Origin of the sequence: Mycobacterium sp. TY815, from assembly GCF_030755135.1 — a bacterium.
Classification (GTDB): Bacteria; Actinomycetota; Actinomycetes; order Mycobacteriales; family Mycobacteriaceae; genus Mycobacterium.
The window spans coordinates 4,474,743-4,493,644 of record NZ_JAUFRX010000001.1; the positions used below are offsets into that span (position 1 = coordinate 4,474,743).

Annotated in this window: 16 protein-coding genes and 2 pseudogenes; 12 read left to right on the plus strand and 6 right to left on the minus strand. The window is 68.6% G+C overall.

What is annotated here, in order from left to right; genetic code table 11:
• Nucleotides 1-21: 21 nt before the first annotated feature.
• The 4 genes and pseudogenes from QXK92_RS19595 (at nucleotide 22) to QXK92_RS19610 (ending at nucleotide 3,824) form a co-directional block, all read left to right on the plus strand.
• Nucleotides 22-1,805 (plus strand): annotated as a pseudogene (locus QXK92_RS19595) (ABC transporter substrate-binding protein/permease).
• Nucleotides 1,802-2,542, plus strand: a complete 741-nt coding sequence (locus QXK92_RS19600) for an amino acid ABC transporter ATP-binding protein (RefSeq protein ID WP_306243976.1) — start codon at nucleotides 1,802-1,804, stop codon at nucleotides 2,540-2,542. The pseudogene QXK92_RS19595 and the gene QXK92_RS19600 overlap by 4 nt, the downstream one beginning before the upstream one ends.
• Nucleotides 2,543-2,621: 79 nt before the next feature.
• Entirely contained in the window at nucleotides 2,622-3,116 is a 495-nt protein-coding gene (locus tag QXK92_RS19605; protein ID WP_306243977.1) for a MarR family winged helix-turn-helix transcriptional regulator, read from the plus strand.
• Between the two features lie 39 nt (nucleotides 3,117-3,155).
• Entirely contained in the window at nucleotides 3,156-3,824 is a 669-nt protein-coding gene (locus QXK92_RS19610; RefSeq protein WP_306243978.1) for an SDR family oxidoreductase, read from the plus strand.
• 5 nt (nucleotides 3,825-3,829) lie between these two features.
• On the opposite strand, the gene leuS is transcribed toward QXK92_RS19610, so the two are convergent.
• On the minus strand, nucleotides 3,830-6,703 hold the full coding sequence (gene leuS, locus QXK92_RS19615; RefSeq protein ID WP_306243979.1) for a leucine--tRNA ligase: 2,874 nt from the start codon (nucleotides 6,701-6,703) through the stop codon (nucleotides 3,830-3,832).
• Nucleotides 6,704-6,902: 199 nt separating this feature from the next.
• Between leuS and QXK92_RS19620 the strand changes: the two genes are divergently transcribed.
• Together QXK92_RS19620 and QXK92_RS19625 are read left to right on the plus strand one after the other, a co-directional pair.
• Complete coding sequence (locus tag QXK92_RS19620; RefSeq protein WP_306244544.1) at nucleotides 6,903-8,072, plus strand: LpqN/LpqT family lipoprotein; 1,170 nt, start codon at nucleotides 6,903-6,905, stop codon at nucleotides 8,070-8,072.
• 53 nt (nucleotides 8,073-8,125) lie between these two features.
• The gene (locus QXK92_RS19625) at nucleotides 8,126-8,476 is read left to right on the plus strand and encodes a hypothetical protein (RefSeq protein ID WP_306243980.1); all 351 of its coding nucleotides are present in this window, start codon (nucleotides 8,126-8,128) and stop codon (nucleotides 8,474-8,476) included.
• Nucleotides 8,477-8,502: 26 nt separating this feature from the next.
• On the opposite strand, the gene QXK92_RS19630 is transcribed toward QXK92_RS19625, so the two are convergent.
• Nucleotides 8,503-9,111 carry a YqgE/AlgH family protein gene (locus tag QXK92_RS19630; RefSeq protein ID WP_306244545.1) on the minus strand — a complete coding sequence of 203 codons (609 nt, stop codon included), beginning with the start codon at nucleotides 9,109-9,111 and terminating at the stop codon, nucleotides 8,503-8,505.
• Nucleotides 9,112-9,212: 101 nt separating this feature from the next.
• Between QXK92_RS19630 and QXK92_RS19635 the strand changes: the two genes are divergently transcribed.
• Nucleotides 9,213-10,541 (plus strand): MFS transporter, encoded by a 1,329-nt coding sequence (locus tag QXK92_RS19635; RefSeq protein WP_306244546.1) that lies wholly within the window; start codon nucleotides 9,213-9,215, stop codon nucleotides 10,539-10,541.
• Entirely contained in the window at nucleotides 10,538-11,311 is a 774-nt protein-coding gene (locus QXK92_RS19640) for a TIGR03084 family metal-binding protein (protein ID WP_306243982.1), read from the plus strand. Before QXK92_RS19635 ends, QXK92_RS19640 begins: the two co-directional genes overlap by 4 nt.
• Nucleotides 11,312-11,612: 301 nt before the next feature.
• Here QXK92_RS19640 and QXK92_RS19645 read toward each other — a convergent pair whose 3' ends face one another.
• Entirely contained in the window at nucleotides 11,613-12,179 is a 567-nt protein-coding gene (locus QXK92_RS19645) for a hypothetical protein (protein WP_306243984.1), read from the minus strand.
• Nucleotides 12,180-12,399: 220 nt separating this feature from the next.
• Between QXK92_RS19645 and QXK92_RS19650 the strand changes: the two are divergent.
• The 4 genes and pseudogenes from QXK92_RS19650 to QXK92_RS19665 form a co-directional block, all read left to right on the plus strand.
• Nucleotides 12,400-12,636, plus strand: a pseudogene (locus tag QXK92_RS19650) (transcriptional regulator); the annotation flags it as partial.
• Between the two features lie 108 nt (nucleotides 12,637-12,744).
• Nucleotides 12,745-14,127, plus strand: coding sequence for an acyl-CoA dehydrogenase family protein (locus QXK92_RS19655; RefSeq protein ID WP_306243985.1), 1,383 nt, complete (start codon nucleotides 12,745-12,747; stop codon nucleotides 14,125-14,127).
• Nucleotides 14,128-14,149: 22 nt separating this feature from the next.
• Nucleotides 14,150-15,139, plus strand: coding sequence for a pirin family protein (locus QXK92_RS19660; RefSeq protein ID WP_306243986.1), 990 nt, complete (start codon nucleotides 14,150-14,152; stop codon nucleotides 15,137-15,139).
• Entirely contained in the window at nucleotides 15,136-15,477 is a 342-nt protein-coding gene (locus QXK92_RS19665; RefSeq protein WP_306243988.1) for a GNAT family N-acetyltransferase, read from the plus strand. The genes QXK92_RS19660 and QXK92_RS19665 overlap by 4 nt, the downstream gene beginning before the upstream one ends.
• A 3-nt stretch (nucleotides 15,478-15,480) precedes the next feature.
• Here QXK92_RS19665 and QXK92_RS19670 read toward each other — a convergent pair whose 3' ends face one another.
• The 3 genes from QXK92_RS19670 to QXK92_RS19680 form a co-directional block, all read right to left on the minus strand.
• Nucleotides 15,481-16,962 carry a PPE family protein gene (locus QXK92_RS19670; RefSeq protein ID WP_306243989.1) on the minus strand — a complete coding sequence of 494 codons (1,482 nt, stop codon included), beginning with the start codon at nucleotides 16,960-16,962 and terminating at the stop codon, nucleotides 15,481-15,483.
• A gap of 198 nt (nucleotides 16,963-17,160) precedes the next feature.
• Nucleotides 17,161-17,388, minus strand: coding sequence for a YdeI/OmpD-associated family protein (locus QXK92_RS19675; protein ID WP_371934568.1), 228 nt, complete (start codon nucleotides 17,386-17,388; stop codon nucleotides 17,161-17,163).
• A 58-nt stretch (nucleotides 17,389-17,446) separates the two neighbouring features.
• On the minus strand, nucleotides 17,447-18,754 hold the full coding sequence (locus tag QXK92_RS19680; protein ID WP_306243993.1) for an ammonium transporter: 1,308 nt from the start codon (nucleotides 18,752-18,754) through the stop codon (nucleotides 17,447-17,449).
• Nucleotides 18,755-18,902: the final 148 nt, after the last annotated feature.

Below are 18,902 nucleotides of genomic sequence, written 5' to 3' on the forward strand. Positions count from 1 at the left end.
GCTCTCGATACGGTGGCGGTGATGGGGGCGAAACTGTTCGCGCTGGTAGCGACGATCCTGATCGTGGCCGGTCTGGCGTGCGCGGCGCCCGCACTCGCGGACCGCAATCAGTGCGCACCGCCGGGAGTGGAGAGCGCCACCGTCCTGCCCGATGACCTGACGTCGTCTCGTGCCGGGGCTGACTCCCCCGACGACACCGACACCACCCCGTCCGTCGTGCCGCTGAGTTCCGTGGATCCCGCGTCCCTGGGCCTGGGTACGCCCGGCACCCTGGTGGCGGGCACGCTCTCTGACGCCCCGCCCAGCACCTGCATCAACGCCACGGGCCGTTTCACCGGCTTCGACAATGAGCTGCTGCGCGCCATCGCCGGCAAGCTGGGCCTGCAGGTGCGGTTCGTCGGGACCGATTTCTCCGGGCTGTTGGCCCAGGTGGCATCGCGGCGCTTCGACGTGGGCTCGTCATCGGTCAAAGCGACCGACGCGCGGCGGCACACGGTCGCCTTCACCAATGGTTACGACTTCGGCTTCTACTCCCTGGTGGTGCCGCCGGGTTCGGCGATCAAGAAGTTCACCGACCTGGCGGCCGGGCAGCGTATCGGAGTAGTTCAGGGCACGGTCGAAGAGACCTACGTCGTGGACACCCTGCACCTGCAGCCGGTGAAGTACCCGGACTTCGCGACCGTCTACGCCAGCTTGAAGACCCACCAGATCGACGCGTGGGTGGCGCCGGCCAACCAAGCGTCCACCGCGGTCCGGCCGGGTGATCCGGCGATGATCGTCGCCAACACCTTCGGGACTGACGACTTCGTCGCCTATGCGGTCGCCAAGGACAATCAGCCGTTGGTCGATGCCCTGAACTCCGGGCTGGACGCCGTGATCGCGGACGGCACCTGGGCCGACCTGTACTGCAAGTGGGTGCCCCGCACCCTGCCCCGGGCTGGAAGCCCGGATCGAAAGCGGCCGCGGTGCCCAAGCTGCCCGATTTCGCCGCGATCGCCGCCGCGCACCACCGCAAACCGATGCAGGCGGCGGCACCCAAGTCGACGCTGGAGCAGCTGCGCGATTCTTTCCTCGACTGGGACATGTACCGGCAGGCCATCCCCACCCTGCTGACCACCGGCCTGCCCAACACCCTGATTTTGACCGGCAGCGCCGGCGTCATCGGCTTGGCCATCGGCATGGCCCTGGCCGTCGCCGGTATCTCCCACAAACGCTGGTTGCGCTGGCCGGCCCGGGTCTACACCGACGTCTTTCGCGGGCTGCCCGAGGTGGTGATCATCCTGATCATCGGTCTGGGAGTAGGTCCGGTGGTGGGCGGGCTGACCGACAATAACCCCTACCCGCTCGGGATCGTCGCCCTGGGCCTGATGGCCGGGGCCTATGTGGGAGAGATTCTGCGTTCCGGGATCCAGAGCGTCGACCCCGGCCAGCTGGAGGCGTCCCGCGCGCTGGGCTTCAGCTACTCGGCGGCGATGCGGCTGGTGGTGGTGCCGCAAGGGGTGCGACGGGTGCTGCCGGCCTTGGTCAACCAATTCATCGCCCTGCTCAAGGCCTCGGCGCTGGTGTACTTCCTGGGATTGATCGCCAACCAGCGTGAGCTGTTCCAGGTGGGCCGCGATCTCAACGCGCAAACCGGCAACCTGTCACCGCTGGTCGCGGCGGGCATCTGCTACCTGATTCTGACGGTGCCACTCACCCATTTGGTGAATCACATCGACGCCCGGCTGCGCCGGGGCCGGGCCAGACTCGAGCCCGAGGATCCTCCGGAAGTCGTCACCTCGACCATCGGTACGGAGATGACGTGACCGTCCCCCGCGCCACGGTTTCCCTGTCCGCCAGGGATATTCATCAGACTCTCGGTGGTAATGCGGTGTTGCGCGGAGTGAGCCTCGAGGTGCCTGCGGGTACCACCACCGCCGTGATCGGACCGTCGGGTTCCGGCAAATCGACGCTGCTGCGGGTCCTGAACCGGTTGCACGAGCCCGACAGCGGCGACATCCTGCTGGACGGCAGATCGGTGCTTCGTGACGACCCCAACGAGCTGCGCCAGCGCATCGGCATGGTGTTCCAGCACTTCAACCTCTTCCCGCACCGCAGCGTGCTGGAAAACGTCGCGCTGGCACCGCGCAAGCTGCGCCGGCTGCCCGCCGACGCCGCCCGGGAGCTGGCCCTGCACCACTTGGACCGGGTCGGACTCAAAGGCAAGGCCGGGGCCCGTCCCGGCACCCTGTCCGGCGGTCAGCAACAGCGGGTGGCGATCGCGCGCGCACTGGCCATGGCGCCGCAGGTGATGTTCTTCGACGAGGCCACCTCGGCGCTGGATCCCGAGATGGTCAAGGGCGTTCTGGAACTCATCGCCGATCTCGGGGCCGACGGGATGACGATGGTGGTGGTCACCCATGAAATGGGCTTCGCGCGCTCGGCCTCCGATGCCGTCGTCTTTATGGACCACGGCAAAGTCGTCGAGTCCGGGACGCCGGGGCGGATATTCGACGCCGCCGAGACCGAGCGGCTGCAGCGGTTTCTGTCGCAGGTGCTGTGACCCGGCGTTTTCTCGGAGAGGCACGCCCGCGTAGCGCATTCTCTCCGACTGCGGGCATGGCGGGTTAGACTGCCGATTTATGGCGGACAGCGAACCCACAGCCCCGGAGGTGTCGGAGCTGGCGGAAGGTTTGCACCGTTCCCTGTCCAAGCTGTCCACGATTCTGCGCCGCGGCGATCCGACCAATACCGCGGTAGCCGGAGAGTTGACGCTGGCCCAGCTCTCGATCCTGATCACCCTGCTCGATCGGGGTCCGATCAGAATGACGGACCTGGCCGCGCACGAGCGGGTTCGCACCCCGACCACCACGGTCGCGATTCGCCGGCTGGAAAAGATCGGGCTGGTGAAGCGTTCGCGCGACCCGTCGGACCTGCGTGCGGTGCTGGTCGACATCACGCCGCAAGGCCGCGCGGTGCACAACGAGTCGCTGGCCAACCGGCACGCCGCGCTGGCGGCGATGCTCAGCCAACTGCCCAAGTCAGACCTGGACATTCTGCTGGAGGCCTCGGCTCCCCTGGCCCGGCTCGCCAGCGGCGAAGCCGCCGCCCCCGCGGCTGCCCCGGACGAGGCGTGAAAGTGTTTGTTACCCATGATGATTGGTAACTCCTGAACCATGCCGACCGCACTCATCACCGGTGCCAGTGGCGGCATCGGCGCCGCCATCGCGACGGCGCTGGCCCCGACTCACACGCTGCTGCTGGCCGGCCGGCCGTCGGCGCGGCTGGACACCGTCGCTGAACGCCTGGGCGCCACCACGTTTCCGCTGGACCTGACCGACACCGATTCGATCGAAGCCAGTTGCGAGGTGATCGACGAACTCGACGTATTGGTGCACAATGCCGGGGTTTCCATCCCCGGACGGGTCGAGGAGTCCCATGTCGACGAATGGCGGGCCACCTTCAGCGTCAATGTCTTTGGCGCCGTGGCCCTTACGCTGACCCTGTTGCCGGCGTTACGCCAGGCCCGCGGCCGGGTGGTGTTCATAAACTCCGGATCGGGGCGCAACGTGTCGCCGGGCATGGCCTCCTACTCGGCCAGCAAGTTCGCGCTGCGCGCCTTCGCGGATTCGTTGCGCGCCGACGAGCCCGCACTGCTCGTGACATCGGTGCACCCGGGCCGGGTGGACACGGACATGCAGCGCGAGCTGGTGGCCTATGAGGGCGGCCAGTACGACCCGTCGAAGTTCCTTCGCCCCGAGACCGTCGCCGGGGTGGTGGCGAACGTGGTGGCCACGCCCCGGGACGGTCACGTGCACGAAGTGGTGATCCGTCCGCGCGGCTGAACCGGTCAGACGACCAGGTTCACCATCCGGCCGGGCACCACGATCACCTTGCGTGGCGTAGCCCCGGCAAGGAACGCCTGCACCTTCTCGTCCGCCAGCGCCGCGGCCTGCACCGCGTCCTTGGCCGCATCAGCGGCCACCACCACCCGGCCGCGCACCTTGCCGTTCACCTGCACCGGGTATTCCACCGTGTCGTCCACCAGGTAGGCGGGGTCGGCCACCGGGAAGGGGCCGTGCGCCAGCGACGTGGTGTGGCCCAGCCGCAGCCACAGTTCTTCGGCCATGTGCGGGGCCAGCGGTGCCAACATCAGCACCAGCGGCTCCACCGCGGCGCGCGGTACCCCGTCGCGGTACTGCTTGGTGAGATGGTTGGTGTATTCGATCAGCTTGGCGGCGGCGGTGTTATTGCGCAGTGCCACATAGTCTTCCGACACACCGGCAATGGTGCGATGCAGCGCGCGCAGTGTCTCGGCGGGCAGCTCGGTGTCGGCCACCCGGATCTCGCCGGTCTCCTCGTCGATCACCAGCCGCCACACCCGTTGCAGGAAGCGATGCGCACCGACGACATCCTTGGTGGCCCATGGCCGCGACGCGTCCAACGGCCCCATCGACATCTCGTAGACCCGCAAGGTGTCGGCACCGTAGTCGTCACAGATCTCATCCGGTGAGATCGAATTCTTCAGGCTCTTACCGATTTTGCCGAATTCCTGGAAGACCTCGATCTCGCCGTCCGGTCCCGGGTAGACGAAGCCGCCGTCGCGCTCGATCACCTCCTCGGCTGGCACATACGATCCGCGCGCGTCGGTGTAGGCGAAGGCCTGGATGTAGCCCTGGTTGACCAGCCTGCGGTACGGCTCCCGGGAACTGACGTGGCCGAGGTCGTACAGAACCTTGTGCCAGAAGCGGCAATACAACAGGTGCAGGACCGCGTGTTCGGCGCCACCGACGTACATGTCGACGCCGCCCGGGTCGTCCGGCCCGTGTTCGGCCGGCCGCGGACCCATCCAGTATGCCTCGTTCTCCTTGGCGCAGAACCGCTCCGAGTTGTGCGGGTCCGTATATCGCAGCTCGTACCACGAGCTGCCGGCCCATTGCGGCATCACATTGGTGTCGCGGGTGTAGGGCTTGGGGCCGTCGCCGAGATCCAATTCGACGTTCACCCAGTCGGTGGCTTTCGCCAACGGCGGTGACGGCTCGCTGTCGGCGTCGTCGGGATCGAACGACACCGGTGAATAGTCGGGCACGTCGGGCAGCTCCACCGGCAATGCGGCTTCGTCGAGTGCGTGGGCGCGCCCGTCGGCGTCGTAGACGATCGGGAACGGCTCACCCCAGTACCGCTGGCGTGCGAAAAGCCAGTCGCGCAGCTTGAATTGGATGCGGGCCTGACCCCGCCCCTCAGCCTGCAGCCGCTCGGTGATGGCTTGTTTGGCGTCGGCGACGCTCTTGCCGTCGAGGAACCCGGAGTTCACCAAAACACCGTCACCGGAATGGGCGGCCTGTGAAATGTCGCCGCCGGCAATGACTTCGACGATCGGCAAGCCGAACTGGTGGGCGAAGTCCCAGTCGCGCTGGTCGTGCCCCGGCACGGCCATGATCGCCCCGGTACCGTAACCGGCCAGCACGTAGTCGGCGATGAAGATCGGCACCTGCTCGCCGTTGGCCGGGTTGGTGGCATAGCTGCCCAGGAAGACTCCGGTCTTCTCCTTGCTTTCCTGACGCTCGAGGTCCGACTTGGCCGCGATGGCACGCCGGTAGGCGGCCACCGCCTCGGCGGGGGTGGCAGCGCCGTAGGTCCAGGCCGCCTGTACCCCATCGGGCCAGCCGGCGGCGACCACGTCGTCGACCAGCTCATGCTCGGGTGCCAGTACCAGGTAGGTGGCGCCGAACAGGGTGTCGGGCCGGGTGGTGAAAACCTCGATGTCGGTGGCGGTACCGTCGGCTTTCGTCGTGCCGAACAACGCCGTGGCGCCCGTCGAGCGCCCGATCCAGTTGCGTTGCATGGTCTTGACCTGCTCCGGCCAGTCCAGGCTGTCCAGGTCGTCGAGCAACCGGTCGGAGTAGGCGGTGATCCGCATCATCCACTGCCGCAACCGCTTCCGGAACACCGGGAAGTTGCCGCGGTCGCTGCGTCCGTCGGCGGTGACCTCTTCGTTGGCGAGCACGGTCCCCAAACCCGGGCACCAGTTCACCATCGAGTCGGCGAGGTATACCAGCCGGTACCCGTCGACCACATCGGCCCGCTCCCCCGCCGACAGCTCCGCCCACTGCCTCCCGTCATCGAGAAGCCTTGCACCGGAGTAGAACTCGTCGATCAGCTCGGCTATGGGGCGGGCCTTGTTGGCGGCGGTGTCGAACCAGGCGTTGTAGATCTGCAGGAAGATCCACTGCGTCCACTTGTAGAAGTCCACATCCGTGGTGGAGAAGCTGCGGCGGCTGTCGTGGCCGAGGCCCAGCCGGCCCAGCTGCCGCCGGAAGTTGACGACGTTGGCCTCGGTGCGGGTGCGCGGGTGGGTGCCGGTTTGCACCGCATACTGCTCGGCAGGCAGACCGAATGCATCGAAGCCCAACGCGTGCAACACGTTACGGCCGGTCATCCGGTAATAGCGGGCGTAGACGTCGGTGCCGATGTAACCCAGCGGGTGGCCGACGTGCAGCCCCTCCCCCGACGGGTAGGGGAACATGTCCTGCACGAACAACTTGTCGTCGGGAACGCTCGAACCGTCCGCGGGCGCCAGCGAGCCGACCGGGTTGGGCACGTTGAACGTCCCCAGCTGAGCCCAGTTGTCCTGCCAGGTGCGTTCCAGCCCGGCCGCGAGCTCGGCGGTGTAGCGGTACCGCGGCGCGTCCGCGTCGGGTCCGGCGGTCGGCGATTCTGTCACGCCCAACAGGGTATAAGGGCCGGTCCGGAAGCGGCCGCGCCGAGGCCGTCGGGCACGGGTTGGTATCGGTTCCGTTGCGCAGCGATCAGAGGTTCATCCCAGCTCTATTTCGAGCATGGTCGGCACCGCTGAGCAGCGGTTACATTCGGCCTCGATGGTGGGCAGTGACGCCCCGGCTATTGCGGAGGGACCGATCGAGATGAAGCAGATCGCGCGCAGCTGGCGAGCACTCGTGGGTGGCGTGGCCGTCGGTGTCGTCGGCGTCGTGATGATCACGGGTGGTACCGCATCGGCGGAACCCCTGGTCCCCCAGCCCTCGCTGCCCGGACCGGTTCCCATGCAGCCGGCGACCACGCCGGGGCAGAGCTCCGGGGTGTTCCCGGGGGGTGTCAACCGGTTCGCGCCCGCGCCCGCGCAGGCTCCGGCCCAGCTGCCCCTGCCGATGCAGATGCCGGCGCCGGCCGTCGCCCCCGTTCCGGCGGTAGCCGCGCCCGTTCCGGCGGCGGCCGCGCCCGTTCCCGCGGTGGCACCGGCGGCTGTCCCGGCCACCGCGCCGGCGCCCGCCGCCGCCGCTCCGCAGCCCCCGGCGGTCACTCCGGCCACCACGGGCACGCTGCGCGAATACCTGGAAGGCAAGGGCGTCAAGCTCGAGGCGCAACGCCCGCTGGGCTTCAAGGCACTCGACATCACGGTGCCGATGCCGCCACGCTGGACCCAGGTGCCCGACCCGAACGTGCCCGACGCGTTCGTGGTGATCGCCGACCGCGTCGGTGGCAACAGCGTGTACACGTCGAATGCGCAGGTCGTGGTGTACAAGCTGATCGGTGACTTCGACGCCACCGAGGCGATCAGCCACGGCTTCGTGGACAGTCAGCGCCTGCTCGCATGGCAGACCACAAACGCGTCGCTGACCAGCCTCGGCAGCTTCCCGTCCTCGGTCATCGAAGGCACCTACCGCGAGAACGACATGACCCTGAACACCTCACGGCGTCATGTGCTGGCCAATTCCGGATCGGACAAGTACCTGGTTTCACTGTCGGTGACCACGGCCGCGTCCCAGGCCGTCAGCGACGCCCCCGCCACCGACGCCATCGTCAGCGGCTTCCGGGTGGCGACACCCGGGGTGGGCGGTCAGGCACCGGCGCCGGCCGGGGCGGGAGCCGCCGCCACTCCTCCCGCACCCCAGTCGCCCGCCCGACCGGCCGCCCCCGCTGCGCCGGCCGCCCCCGCTGCTCCGGCTGGCCCTGCCCTTGCTGCTCCGGCTGCCCCCGCTCCCGCTGCGCCGGCTGCCCCGCGGACGGCTCCGGCTCCCCGCCAGGCACCCGTCGAGCCGCCCCTGGTCACCTTGACGCCGGCACCGGCGCACTAGCTACCTGTGGAGCCCGGCGCGCGGAACGATCGGCGGGCTCGTATGGTTAGCGCATGCTTATCGCGGGCGTGGTGTGCGTGTGTGCGGCCATAGCGTCAGCCGCTTTCGGTATCTGGTCTCTGTCGCATACGCCCACCACTGACGCCACCCAGTTGGCGCTGCGCTCGATGGCACCCACCCAGTTCGCCGCCGCGGTGATGCTGGGCGCTGGGGGAGTGGTAGCGCTCGCCGCATCGCCGCACACCGCGCTGGTCGTGGTAATCGTCTGCATCCTGGGTGCCCTGGGCACACTGGCCACCGGTTCGATGCAGAGCGCGAAGTATGCACTGCGCCGCGAGGCGGCCCCGGTAGAACCGGCCGGATGTGCCGGCAGCTGCGGGGCCTGCACGCTGTCCTGCCACTGACGCGCCGCACGGGCTCGATCGGTTGATCAGTTGCGGCTGAGGTCGATCGGGTGAGTGGCCAGCATGGCCAACGGCAGTGGCTGGCGGCGCAACACCTGCCCCCACAGGTCCGCCCGCGGCGGTGCCAACACGTCAGATGGCAACGCCGACAACACAATCCAATCGTCGCGCTCGATTTCGCCTTCAAGCTGGCCGATGGTCCAACCCGAGTAGCCTGCGAAGATCCGCACGCCTTCCACCACCGGCGCGATCAGATCCGGTTCGGCGTCGAGATCCACCATCACCATGCGCCCCGCGACGTGCCGCAACCCCGGAACTCCGTCGGGCTCGGCACCGATGCGCAGCACCGCCAGGCACAGGGCGGCGTCCCGCTTGACCGGCCCGCCGATGAACATCGTCTTGGGCTTGGCGGCCAGCTTGGCCCATTGCGGCAGCACGTTGTAGACCGCCGTCTCGCTGGACCGGTTCAGCACCACGCCGAGCGTGCCGCCCTCGTTGTGTTCGACGATGTAGATGACGCTGCGCCGAAACGTCGGCTCCAGTAGATCGGTGTTGGCCAGCAGCAACGTACCGGCCCGCACCCGTTGGGCGGCCGGTGCGACATAGTCGTCGGGATCTTCGTGCTGCGCCACTATCACATCATCGCACCAGATGCCCGATCGCCGGTGCAAACAGCCGCGCTCGGCGAAGATTTGTACTGTGATTGGGACGGTGCAGAGCCGACCCGTCCTTGCCTGTGCCGATCGTGGAAGTGGGTTCAGTGATTCGCACCCGGATGCAGGCAAGCGCACCCGTCGAACTGTGGCGGTCGGTGCGCGCACTGCCCGACTTCTGGCGACTTATGCAGCTGCGCATGGCAAGTCAGTTCGGCGACGGCCTGTTCCAGGCGGGGCTGGCCGGCGCGCTGCTGTTCAACCCCGACCGGGCCGCTGATCCGCTGGCGATCGCACGGGCGTTCGCGGTGTTGTTCCTGCCTTACTCATTGCTCGGGCCGTTCGCCGGCGCGCTGATGGACCGGTGGGATCGGCGGCTGGTGCTGGTCGGCGCGAACAGTGCGCGGCTGTGCTTCATCGCCGCGATCGGCACGATTCTCGCGGTCGGCGCCGGCGATTGGGTGCTGCTGTGCGCCGCGCTGCTCGCGAACGGCTTGGCGCGGTTCGTGGCATCCGGTCTGTCGGCGTCGTTGCCGCACGTCGTGCCCAGGCCCCAGGTCGTCACGATGAACTCGGTGGCCACCGCGGCCGGTGCGGTCGCCGCCTTCCTGGGCGCAAACTTCATGCTGCTGCCGCGGTGGCTCGGCGGCGCCGGCGATCACGGCGCGGCCGCGGTCATCTTTACCGCGCTGGTTCCGGTGACACTGGCCCTGCTGCTGTCGCTGCGGTTCGCACCGCGGGTCCTCGGCCCGGACGACACCAAGCGGGCAATTCACGGTTCGGCGGTGTACGCCGTGATCACCGGCTGGCTGCACGGAGTCCGCACGGTGGTTCAGCTGCCGTCGGTGGCCGCGGCGTTGTCCGGGCTGGCTGCGCACCGCATGGTCGTCGGCATCAACTCGCTGCTGATCCTGCTGCTGGTGCACCACATGAAGAATGTGGACGGCGACGGGTTGGGAACTGCGTTGGTGTTCTTCGCCGCCACGGGTCTGGGGGCTTTTCTGGCCAACCTGCTGACCCCGGTGCTGATCCGGCGCTGGGGCCGTTTCGCGACGGCCAACGGTGCCCTGATCGCCGCGGCCGTCATTCAGACGGCCGGCGCCGGGCTCCTGCTGCCGGTGATGGTGGTGTGCGGCTTCCTGCTGGGTGTCGCCGGCCAGGTGGTGAAGTTGTGTGCCGACTCGGCGATGCAGATCGACGTCGACGACGCGTTGCGCGGGCATGTGTTCGCCGTCCAGGACGCCTTGTTCTGGGTGTCGTTCATCGCCTCGGTCACCATTGCCGCCATATTCATTCCCGACGACGGGCGCGCACCCGCCTTCGCGTTGTTCGGTTCGGTGATCTATCTGATGGGGCTGCTGGTGCACAGCCTGGTCGGCCGCCGGGGGCGTGCGAGGGAGGTACTGGGATGAGCGGTTTGGCTGCACTTGTCGCTGATCTGGAAGCGGAGAGTGACGACCTGGACGCGCTGGTGGCACCGCTGCCTGCAGAAAGCTGGGCGACGATGACGCCGGCACCGGGCTGGACCATCGCCCATCAGATCGGGCATCTGCTGTGGACCGACCGGGTGTCGCTGCAGTCGGTCACCGACGAGGCGGCCTTCGGTGAAACGCTGGCCGCGGCCGCCGCCGATCCGATCGGGTTCGTCGATGCGGGCGCCGAGGAGCTGGCGGCCCTGCCGCCCGCGGAGTTGCTTGCCGACTGGCGCGACATCCGTCGGCGGTTGCACAAGGCCCTGTTGGGCGTCGAGGACGGCCGCAAGTTGCCGTGGTTCGGCCCGCCCATGAGCGCGTCGTCGATGGCCACGGCCCGGTTGATGGAGACCTGGGCGCACGGGCTCGATGTCGCCGATGCCCTGGGTGTCACGCCGGTGCCGACGGACAGGTTGCGCTCGATCGCGCATATCGGCGTGCGGGCCCGCGACTACGCGTTCGTCGTCAACGGCCTGACGCCACCCAGTGAGCCGTTCTACGTCGAGCTGCGCGGACCCGGCGGCGACACCTGGTCCTGGGGGCCGGCGGACGCGGCCCAGCGTGTCACGGGCTCGGCGGAGGACTTCTGCTACCTGGTCACCCAGCGGCGGCCGCCGGCGACGCTGGACGTGAGGGCGATGGGGGAGGACGCCCAGCGATGGGTGCAGATCGCCCAGGCCTTCGCGGGCCCGCCCGGCGTCGGGCGATGAGCGCGCGCAGCGCGCGAAGAGAGCCGGCGCCGTTCAGCCGAGCGTCGGGCGATGAGCGCGCGCAGCGCGCGAAGAGAGCCGGCGCCATTCAGCCGAGCGTCGGGCGATGAGCGCGCGCAGCGCGCGAAGAGAGCCGGCGCCATTCAGCCGAGCGTCGGGCGATGAGCGCGCGCAGCGCGCGAAGAGAGCCGGCGCCATTCAGCCGAGCGTCGGGCGATGAGCGCGCGCAGCGCGCGAAGAGAGCCGGCGCCATTCAGCCGAGCGTCGGGCGATCCTGAGGCTCTGCCCCCGCCGAGCGTGCCTACCGCGGGTCGACGACGACGCGAGCGCGCGGCACGTCTTTGCCGTCGTCTCGGCCCTCGCCACCGCGCGCCAGCATGCCGGCCGGCGTCATGGGTAGCGGCGCGCCGCCGGTCGAGACCGTCGGGCCGCGCACTTCGGCAGCGTTGAGCACTCCGGCCCGCAGGCTGGTCGGTTTCCCACCGGTCTCCGGCTCGAAGCTGCTGGTGGGCCGGGTGTAACTGGTCAGTCCGGCGCCGGGGAATCCGCCCGCCGCCCCGATGCCACCGCCTGCCGAGCCAGCGCCGGCCGCGACCACGGGTTCACCGGCAGCCACCGCACCCGGCGCCCCCGCAGCGGGAAACATGCCACCGAACACCTGCGCCATGCTTTGCGGCAGGCTGCTGACGCCCTGCATGGCCTGCATCGGCGCCTGCAGCATCTCCTTGAGCGGTTCGGTGGCCCCCGACACCAGCTGCATCGGCTGTTGCATGAGCGAACCCAGCTGCCCGGTCGCCTCGGCCGGAGAGGACGCGCCCTGGCCGGCCGTCTGCGCGGCCTGACCCGACGCCTGAACCGCGTTCTGCATGCCGGTCTGCGCCGCGGCCTGGGCCACGGCTTCTGCTGCGGCGGCCGGCGCGGCCGGTGAAGCACCCATCGGCGCGATCGGCGGCGGTACCGCCAACGCCGCGATCAAGGCGCTCAGCGCAGCGGAGTACGCCCAGCCCACCCCGGAGTTGTGCGGCCAGTGCTCGCCGAAGTATTCACCGTCCCGCTCGACGATCCCCGGCGTGTTCTGGCCGAACCAAGGCGTCTGGGCCGGCGTCAAGCTGCCCGGCGGGCAGTACCGCAAGCGCGAGCAACTCGCCCACGCCCACGAGGTGCTTCGGCGCATCGCCGCCGGTGAGATCAACGCCCGTGAGCTGCCCGAGAATGCGGCACTGCTGGCGCGCCGGGAAGCCGAGCGGACAACCGACAGAATCCCGGCAAGCGGAGTAGTCGTGCATCTTCCCGCTGCCCAGCTGGGTCCGCGCTCAGCCGCCTGACCCGACGAGGGCAAGTCAGGGGATGGTCAGGGGATAGGTGGCCGACAGCCGGGGTATACGGCGCTCGACAGCAGCCCCGTCCGGGCTCGGGCTTCGAGAGGCGCACTCATGACATTCGACGTCACCCCGACCGCAGCTCAACATGATCTGGCCCGGCGAACCCATGAGTTCGCCGAGCAGGTGATGCGGCCCGTCGCACTGGAATACGACCAGCGCCAGGAGTTTCCCTGGCCCGTGCTGGAGGAGGCCGCCCGGCGTGGCTTCTACAGCCCGCTGTTCTACCGGGATCTGATCGGCGACCCGACCGGCATCTCGCTACCCATGTTCATGGAAGAGCTGTTCTGGGGATGCGCGGGGATCGGTCTGGCCATCGTGATGCCGGCGTTGGCGCTCTCGGCGATCGGCCAGGCCGCCTCCCCGGAGCAGATGCTGCAGTGGGCCCCAGAATGTTTCGGGACGCCGGGGGATCTCAAGCTGGCCGCGCTGGCCATCTCCGAACCCGAGGGTGGCAGCGATGTCCGCAACCTGCGCACTCATGCCCGCCGCGATGGTGACGACTGGATCATCGACGGCCACAAGATGTGGATCGGCAACGGCGGTATCGCCAACGTGCATGTGGTGAACGCGGTGGTCGATGAGGAGCTCGGCCATCGCGGCCAGGCCCTGTTCGTGGTGCCGGGCGGGACCCCGGGGCTGGAGCTGGTCCGCAAGCTCGACAAGTTGGGCTGCCGGGCGTCCCACACCGCTGAACTGCGGTTCAACGGCGTCCGGGTGCCCGGTGCCAATCTGCTCGGCGGACAGGACAAGCTCGAACACAAACTGGCCAAGGCCCGCGAAGTGGTGGCCGGCGCCAAGAAGTCCGGATCCGCCACGTTGGGCACTTTCGAACAGACCCGGCCGATGGTGGCGGCACAAGCGATAGGGATCGCGCGCGCCGCCCTGGAGTACGCGACGGCCTACGCCACGGAGCGAGAAGCGTTCGGCGGACCCATCATCGACAATCAGGGCATCGCATTTCCGTTGGCCGACTTGGCGACTCAGATCGACGCGGCCCGGTTGCTGACGTGGCGTGCCTCCTGGATGGCGGCCAACGGCGTCCCCTTCGAGCGCGGCGAAGGCTCCATGTCCAAACTCGCCGCCAGTGAGGTCGCGGTCAAAGCCACCGAGCGAGCCATTCAGACCATGGGCGGCTGGGGTTACATCACCGATCACCCGGTGGAGAAGTGGTATCGAGATGCCAAGCTGTACACCATCTTTGAGGGCACCAGTGAGATCCAGCGGATGGTCATCTCCAATGCGCTGGGTTCCTCCGTCGATGTCCCGCCCCTGCACGTGACGGTCGAGCCGACCGGCGGGCCCTTGAACCGGATGTTCGGCAGGGGTACACCACTGCGTTCGCGGGCAGCCGACAGAGCCCTGGCACTCAAAGACCGGATCCCCGAGCCGGTGATGCGGGTCGCCATGAAGGCGCTGCAGCCACCCGGCCGGTGATTAGGCGAGTAAGGTCGCCAGAGTGAGCAACCTGGAGACCGCCCCGGTCGAAGTTGCTTGCGGCGCTTGGCAGGTCGCGGCAAACATTCCGGCGGTGAAGATCCTTGCGGCACGGGAGGTTCCCCTGGGTGGGCCGCGGGCGATGCCGGTGCGACGCACCCTGCCGCAACGGCAGCGCTCACTGATCGGCGCCTGGTGCTTCGTCGACCACTACGGGCCCGTGACCGGAAGTGCTGCGCGGATGGATGTTCCGCCGCACCCGCACACCGGCCTGCAGACGGTGAGCTGGTTGTTCAGCGGGGAGGTGGAGCACCGCGACAGTGCCGGCGTACATGCCATGGTGCGGCCCGGTGAGCTCAATCTGATGACGGCCGGCGCGGGCATCTGTCACTCCGAGGTCGCGGTCGGCGGCGGGGTGCTGCACGGCGCCCAGTTGTGGGTGGCACTACCGGATGCGGCGCGCGACACGGGCCGCGATTTCGCGCACTACCGACCCGAACCTGTGTCCGTACCAGGGGCGCGGGCGTCGGTCTTCCTCGGTGAGTTGGCCGGAAGTCGTTCGCCGGTAACAACTTTCACCCCGCTGCTGGGTGCTCAGGTTGACCTGGACGGGCACGCGGACCTCGAATTCGAGATCGACCCGACGTTCGAGCACGCGGTGTTGTCCGACGAGGGAGACATCGCGCTGAATGAAGTTCCGCTGTCGGTTGCCGACCTGGGGTACCAGGCCCCTGGCCATTCCGCACTGCGGCTGCGCAATGTGGGCGAGCGCCCCGCCCGGGTCCTGGTACTCGGGGGTGCTCCGTTCTGCGAAGAGCTGGTGATGTGGTGGAACTTCGTCGGGCGCAACCACGACGAGATCGTCTCTTACCGACAGCTCTGGCACGACGGCGATGAGCGGTTCGGCGCCGTCCGCGGCTACCAGGGTTCGGTCAGCCGACTGCCCGCCCCACCGATGCCCACCACCAGGCTCGTCCCCCGGCCACTTCCGCACACGAAGGAGCGCACATGACAACAGACAAGACCGGCGCAGAGGTCGACATCCGGGCGGAGGACCGGCGCTACACGATCGCCGTCGCCGGCCAGGATGTCGGCTTCGCCGAGTTCGCCGACCGTGGCGATCAGCGGGTCTTTCACCACACCGAAATCGATCCCGCATACGGCGGGCGTGGGTTGGCGACGCTACTGCTAGAGGACGCGCTGCAGGCCACCCGCGCAGACGGCAAGCGGATCGTCCCGGTGTGTTCCATGGTGGTGACGGTGCTCAAGAAGCATCCCGAATACAACGACATCACCGACCCCGTGACCGCCGAAGTCGTCGGCTGGGTCAACACACAGCCGAGCAACTGACACTCACCGTCCTTCCGGCCCCCACGTGTTGGGCAGCATCGGAACGGTTGGGCCGCTGTCGAATTCGTCGGCGGGCAGGGTCACCAGCCCCGCCGCGACGGTATCGGTCCTGGCCTCGGTGCCGGTGAAGCCCATCGCCCCGGAACCGTTGCCGGACGCCGTGACCACGGGCTCTTCGGGGGGCCCCGGGTCGTAGTCGAGGACCTCGTCGGCGTACTGGTGCTCCGGCATGGTGGCCGTGCGCTTACGTCGGGACCGGCGCTTGTCCCGGGCAGCCACGCCCGCAGCGGCAGCCGGGATACCCTGCGCCGGCGCCTTGGCGCTGGATCCCTCGCGGAAGGTCGGCGTGAATCCTTCGCCCGGGTCGATTCCGATGACGGCGTACGGCACGGCCGATGCAGCCGGAGCGGGCGTCGCCGATGCCGGCGCCGAGCCGGCTGACGAGGCTGCCGAGCCGGCGGGGGCGCCGGCCGGTCCGGCGACCGTCGGGGCCAGCGTCGCCAGCGGCCAATTCGACGAATGACTCGGGGCGTTGACCGCCACGGCCGGCGTTTCCGCACCTTCGGCCACCGCGACCGGAAGCTGCTGCAGGTACTCGTAACCCACCCCGATCACCACACCCAGGGTTATCGACAGCAGCGGGTCCAGCAGGAGCTGGGGGTAGGTGAGGCTCGCCGCGATCCACGTCACGACCTGGTAGATGACGGCGAACAGGAACGGGCCCCAGGTGGTCAGCGCCTGCGCCGGGTTCGTCAGGAAGTCGGTGATCAGCTGGAAGGTGTTGCCCACCGGGTTCTGCAGAAAGTTGGTGATGGGTTCATAGATCTGCTGGATCAGCTGCACGTACTGCTGCAGCAACTGGGCGATGATGTCGGCGAGGTTGAGCTGGTTCCCGGCATCGGCGGCCGGAGCGGCCGCGGCGAGCTGGCCGGTGCCAGCGGGCGCGTCGGACTTGACGACCGTCGGAGCCGGGGATGTGGGTGGCACACCCGCCACCGCCGCTGCCGACGCTGCCTCGTAGCCGCCCATCGCGGCCGCGGCCTGCAGCCACATCCGGACATAGTCGGCTTCATTGAGGGTGATCGGAATGGTGTTGATGCCAAAGAAGTTCGTCGCCACCAACACGCCATGGACGAGGTGGTTGGCGGCCAACTCGGGCAGCGTCGGCATCAGCGCCAGCGCGGTCGTATAGGCCGCGGCGGCGGCCTCATGCTGGGCTGCAGCGGCCTGACTGGCTGCCTGTGCCTGCGTCAGCCACCCCAGATATGGCGCGTGCGCGGCAACATACTGCACGGCGCTGGGCCCCTGCCAGGAACTCTGGGCGGCACCCAGCACACCCAGCAACTCGGCAGCCGCCTCGGCGTACTCGGCACTGAGCGCCTGCCACGCACCCGCGGCTGCCACCAGCACCCCCGGGCCCGGCCCGCTGGACAGCAGCGCCGAATGGACTTCGGGGGGTGAGGCCAGCCAGATCGGCGACGTCACGGCGTACTCACCGCCGGCCACCCCCTCGGCGTCACACCCATCAGCGACTGGTCCTTCCCTACGGAACGCTGCGACCACGGCGGTGGCGCAGCGGGCGTGACCCTAAACCGGCGAAGAGGGGGTTACCAGATTAGGATCGCCTAACCAAACACTAGCGTTCGACGACCGGAGCGAGCAACGGGGCCGCCACACAGTGCCCTACTTGCCGTTGCGCTCGCGGTGTTTGCATCCGGGCCAGCAGCAGGGCCGTCGCTTGCCTTCTTCGAGCTCCTCCTGGGTGCGCCGGATGCGGCGCTCGCGGGTCGCCGCTTGTTTGGCGTCCTCCACCCAGCAGATGAACTCGTTGCGCGCCAGCGGGGTGATGTCCTTCCACAGTTCCAACGCCGTCGCGTTAGCGACCAACGCTTTGCGCAGGTCGGTGGGCATCTCGTGCACGACGCCGCCCGGCACTTGCTTGTTGCTCACGTTGGTCAGATTAGCGGCCCTATTCGTCTTCGTCGTCGATCGATCGCGGCCGGGATTCGTCGCGGTCGCCGATGGTCGGACGGCGGGGCGCCTGGTGGCCGTAGACCCCTTCGGGGTAGGCCGTCTCGGCGTGCTCGCTGAGGTCGATGCCGCTCTTCTCGTCCGCGGCACTGAGCCGGAATCCCATCACCCGGTCGATCAGCTTGCCGAGGATGAAACTCACGGCGAAGGCATACACCGCGACCACCACCATCGCCAGCGACTGCTTGCCGAGCTGGCCCAGTCCGCCGCCGTAGAAGAGACCCTTCGGGCCACCGGTCATCACCGCGGTGGCGAGCAGGCCGATCAGGAAAACGCCGACCACACCGCCGACGAAGTGCACGCCCACCACGTCCAGGGAGTCGTCGTAGTTGAGCTTGAACTTGACCAGGATCGCGTAGGAGCACACCACGCCGGCAACCAGCCCGACCACGGCGGCGCCCAGCGTGTTCACCGTGCCGCACGAGGGCGTGATCGCCACCAGTCCCGCCACCACACCGGAGGCGGCACCGAAGGTGGTGGGCTTTCCGTCGCGGAACTGCTCGACCGTGAGCCAGCCGAGCATGCCCAGGCAGCCGGCCACCAGGGTGTTCAGGAAGATCGCCGACGCCAGCCCGTTGGCGGCCAGTGCGGAGCCGGCGTTGAATCCGAACCAGCCGAACCACAGCAGTCCCACCCCGAGCAGCACGAACGGCAGGTTGTGCGGGCGCATGGCTTCGACTTTGAAGCCAATGCGCGGCCCGAGCACCAGCGCCAACGCCAAAGCCGAAGAGCCCGAGACGATTTCGACGACGAGGCCACCCGCGTAATCCAGCACGCCCATTTTGGCCAGCCAGCCGGTGGGCGCCCACACCCAGTGCGCGACCACCGCGTAGACCGCCACCGACCAGACCAGGACGAACACCATCCAGGCAGCGAACTTGGCGCGGTCGGCGATGGCGCCACTGACCAGCGCTGCCGTGATGATCGCGAAGCTCAACTGGAAGGTCGCGTAGAGCAGCTCGGGGACCTGTCCGTGCAGGGTTTCCGGCCCGATGCCGCTCATCCCGGCATGGGCCAGTCCGCCCAGGAAGCCGCCCGCCCCGCCGTCGGAAAAGGCCAGGCTGTAGCCCACCAGCAGCCATGCCACGGTGACCAGCGGTATCGAGATGAAGCTCATCATGATCATGTTGAGCACCCCGGTGGTGCGCATCATGCCGCCGTAGAAGATCGCCAGGCCGGGGGTCATGAGCAGGACGAGCGCGGTGCTGGCGAGCAACCACGCGGTGGCCGCGGGATCGATGTTCAACTCTGTGGCTCCTCGGATCGTCGCCGACGGCGGTGTCGGCGCGGTTTTGTCAGATAGACCGTAGACGGCGCCGATCGTGGCGGATACGGGCGTTGGCACTACCCGTGGATCGACCGGTAGGAACGGGCTGGGTGGGACGCCGGTGACT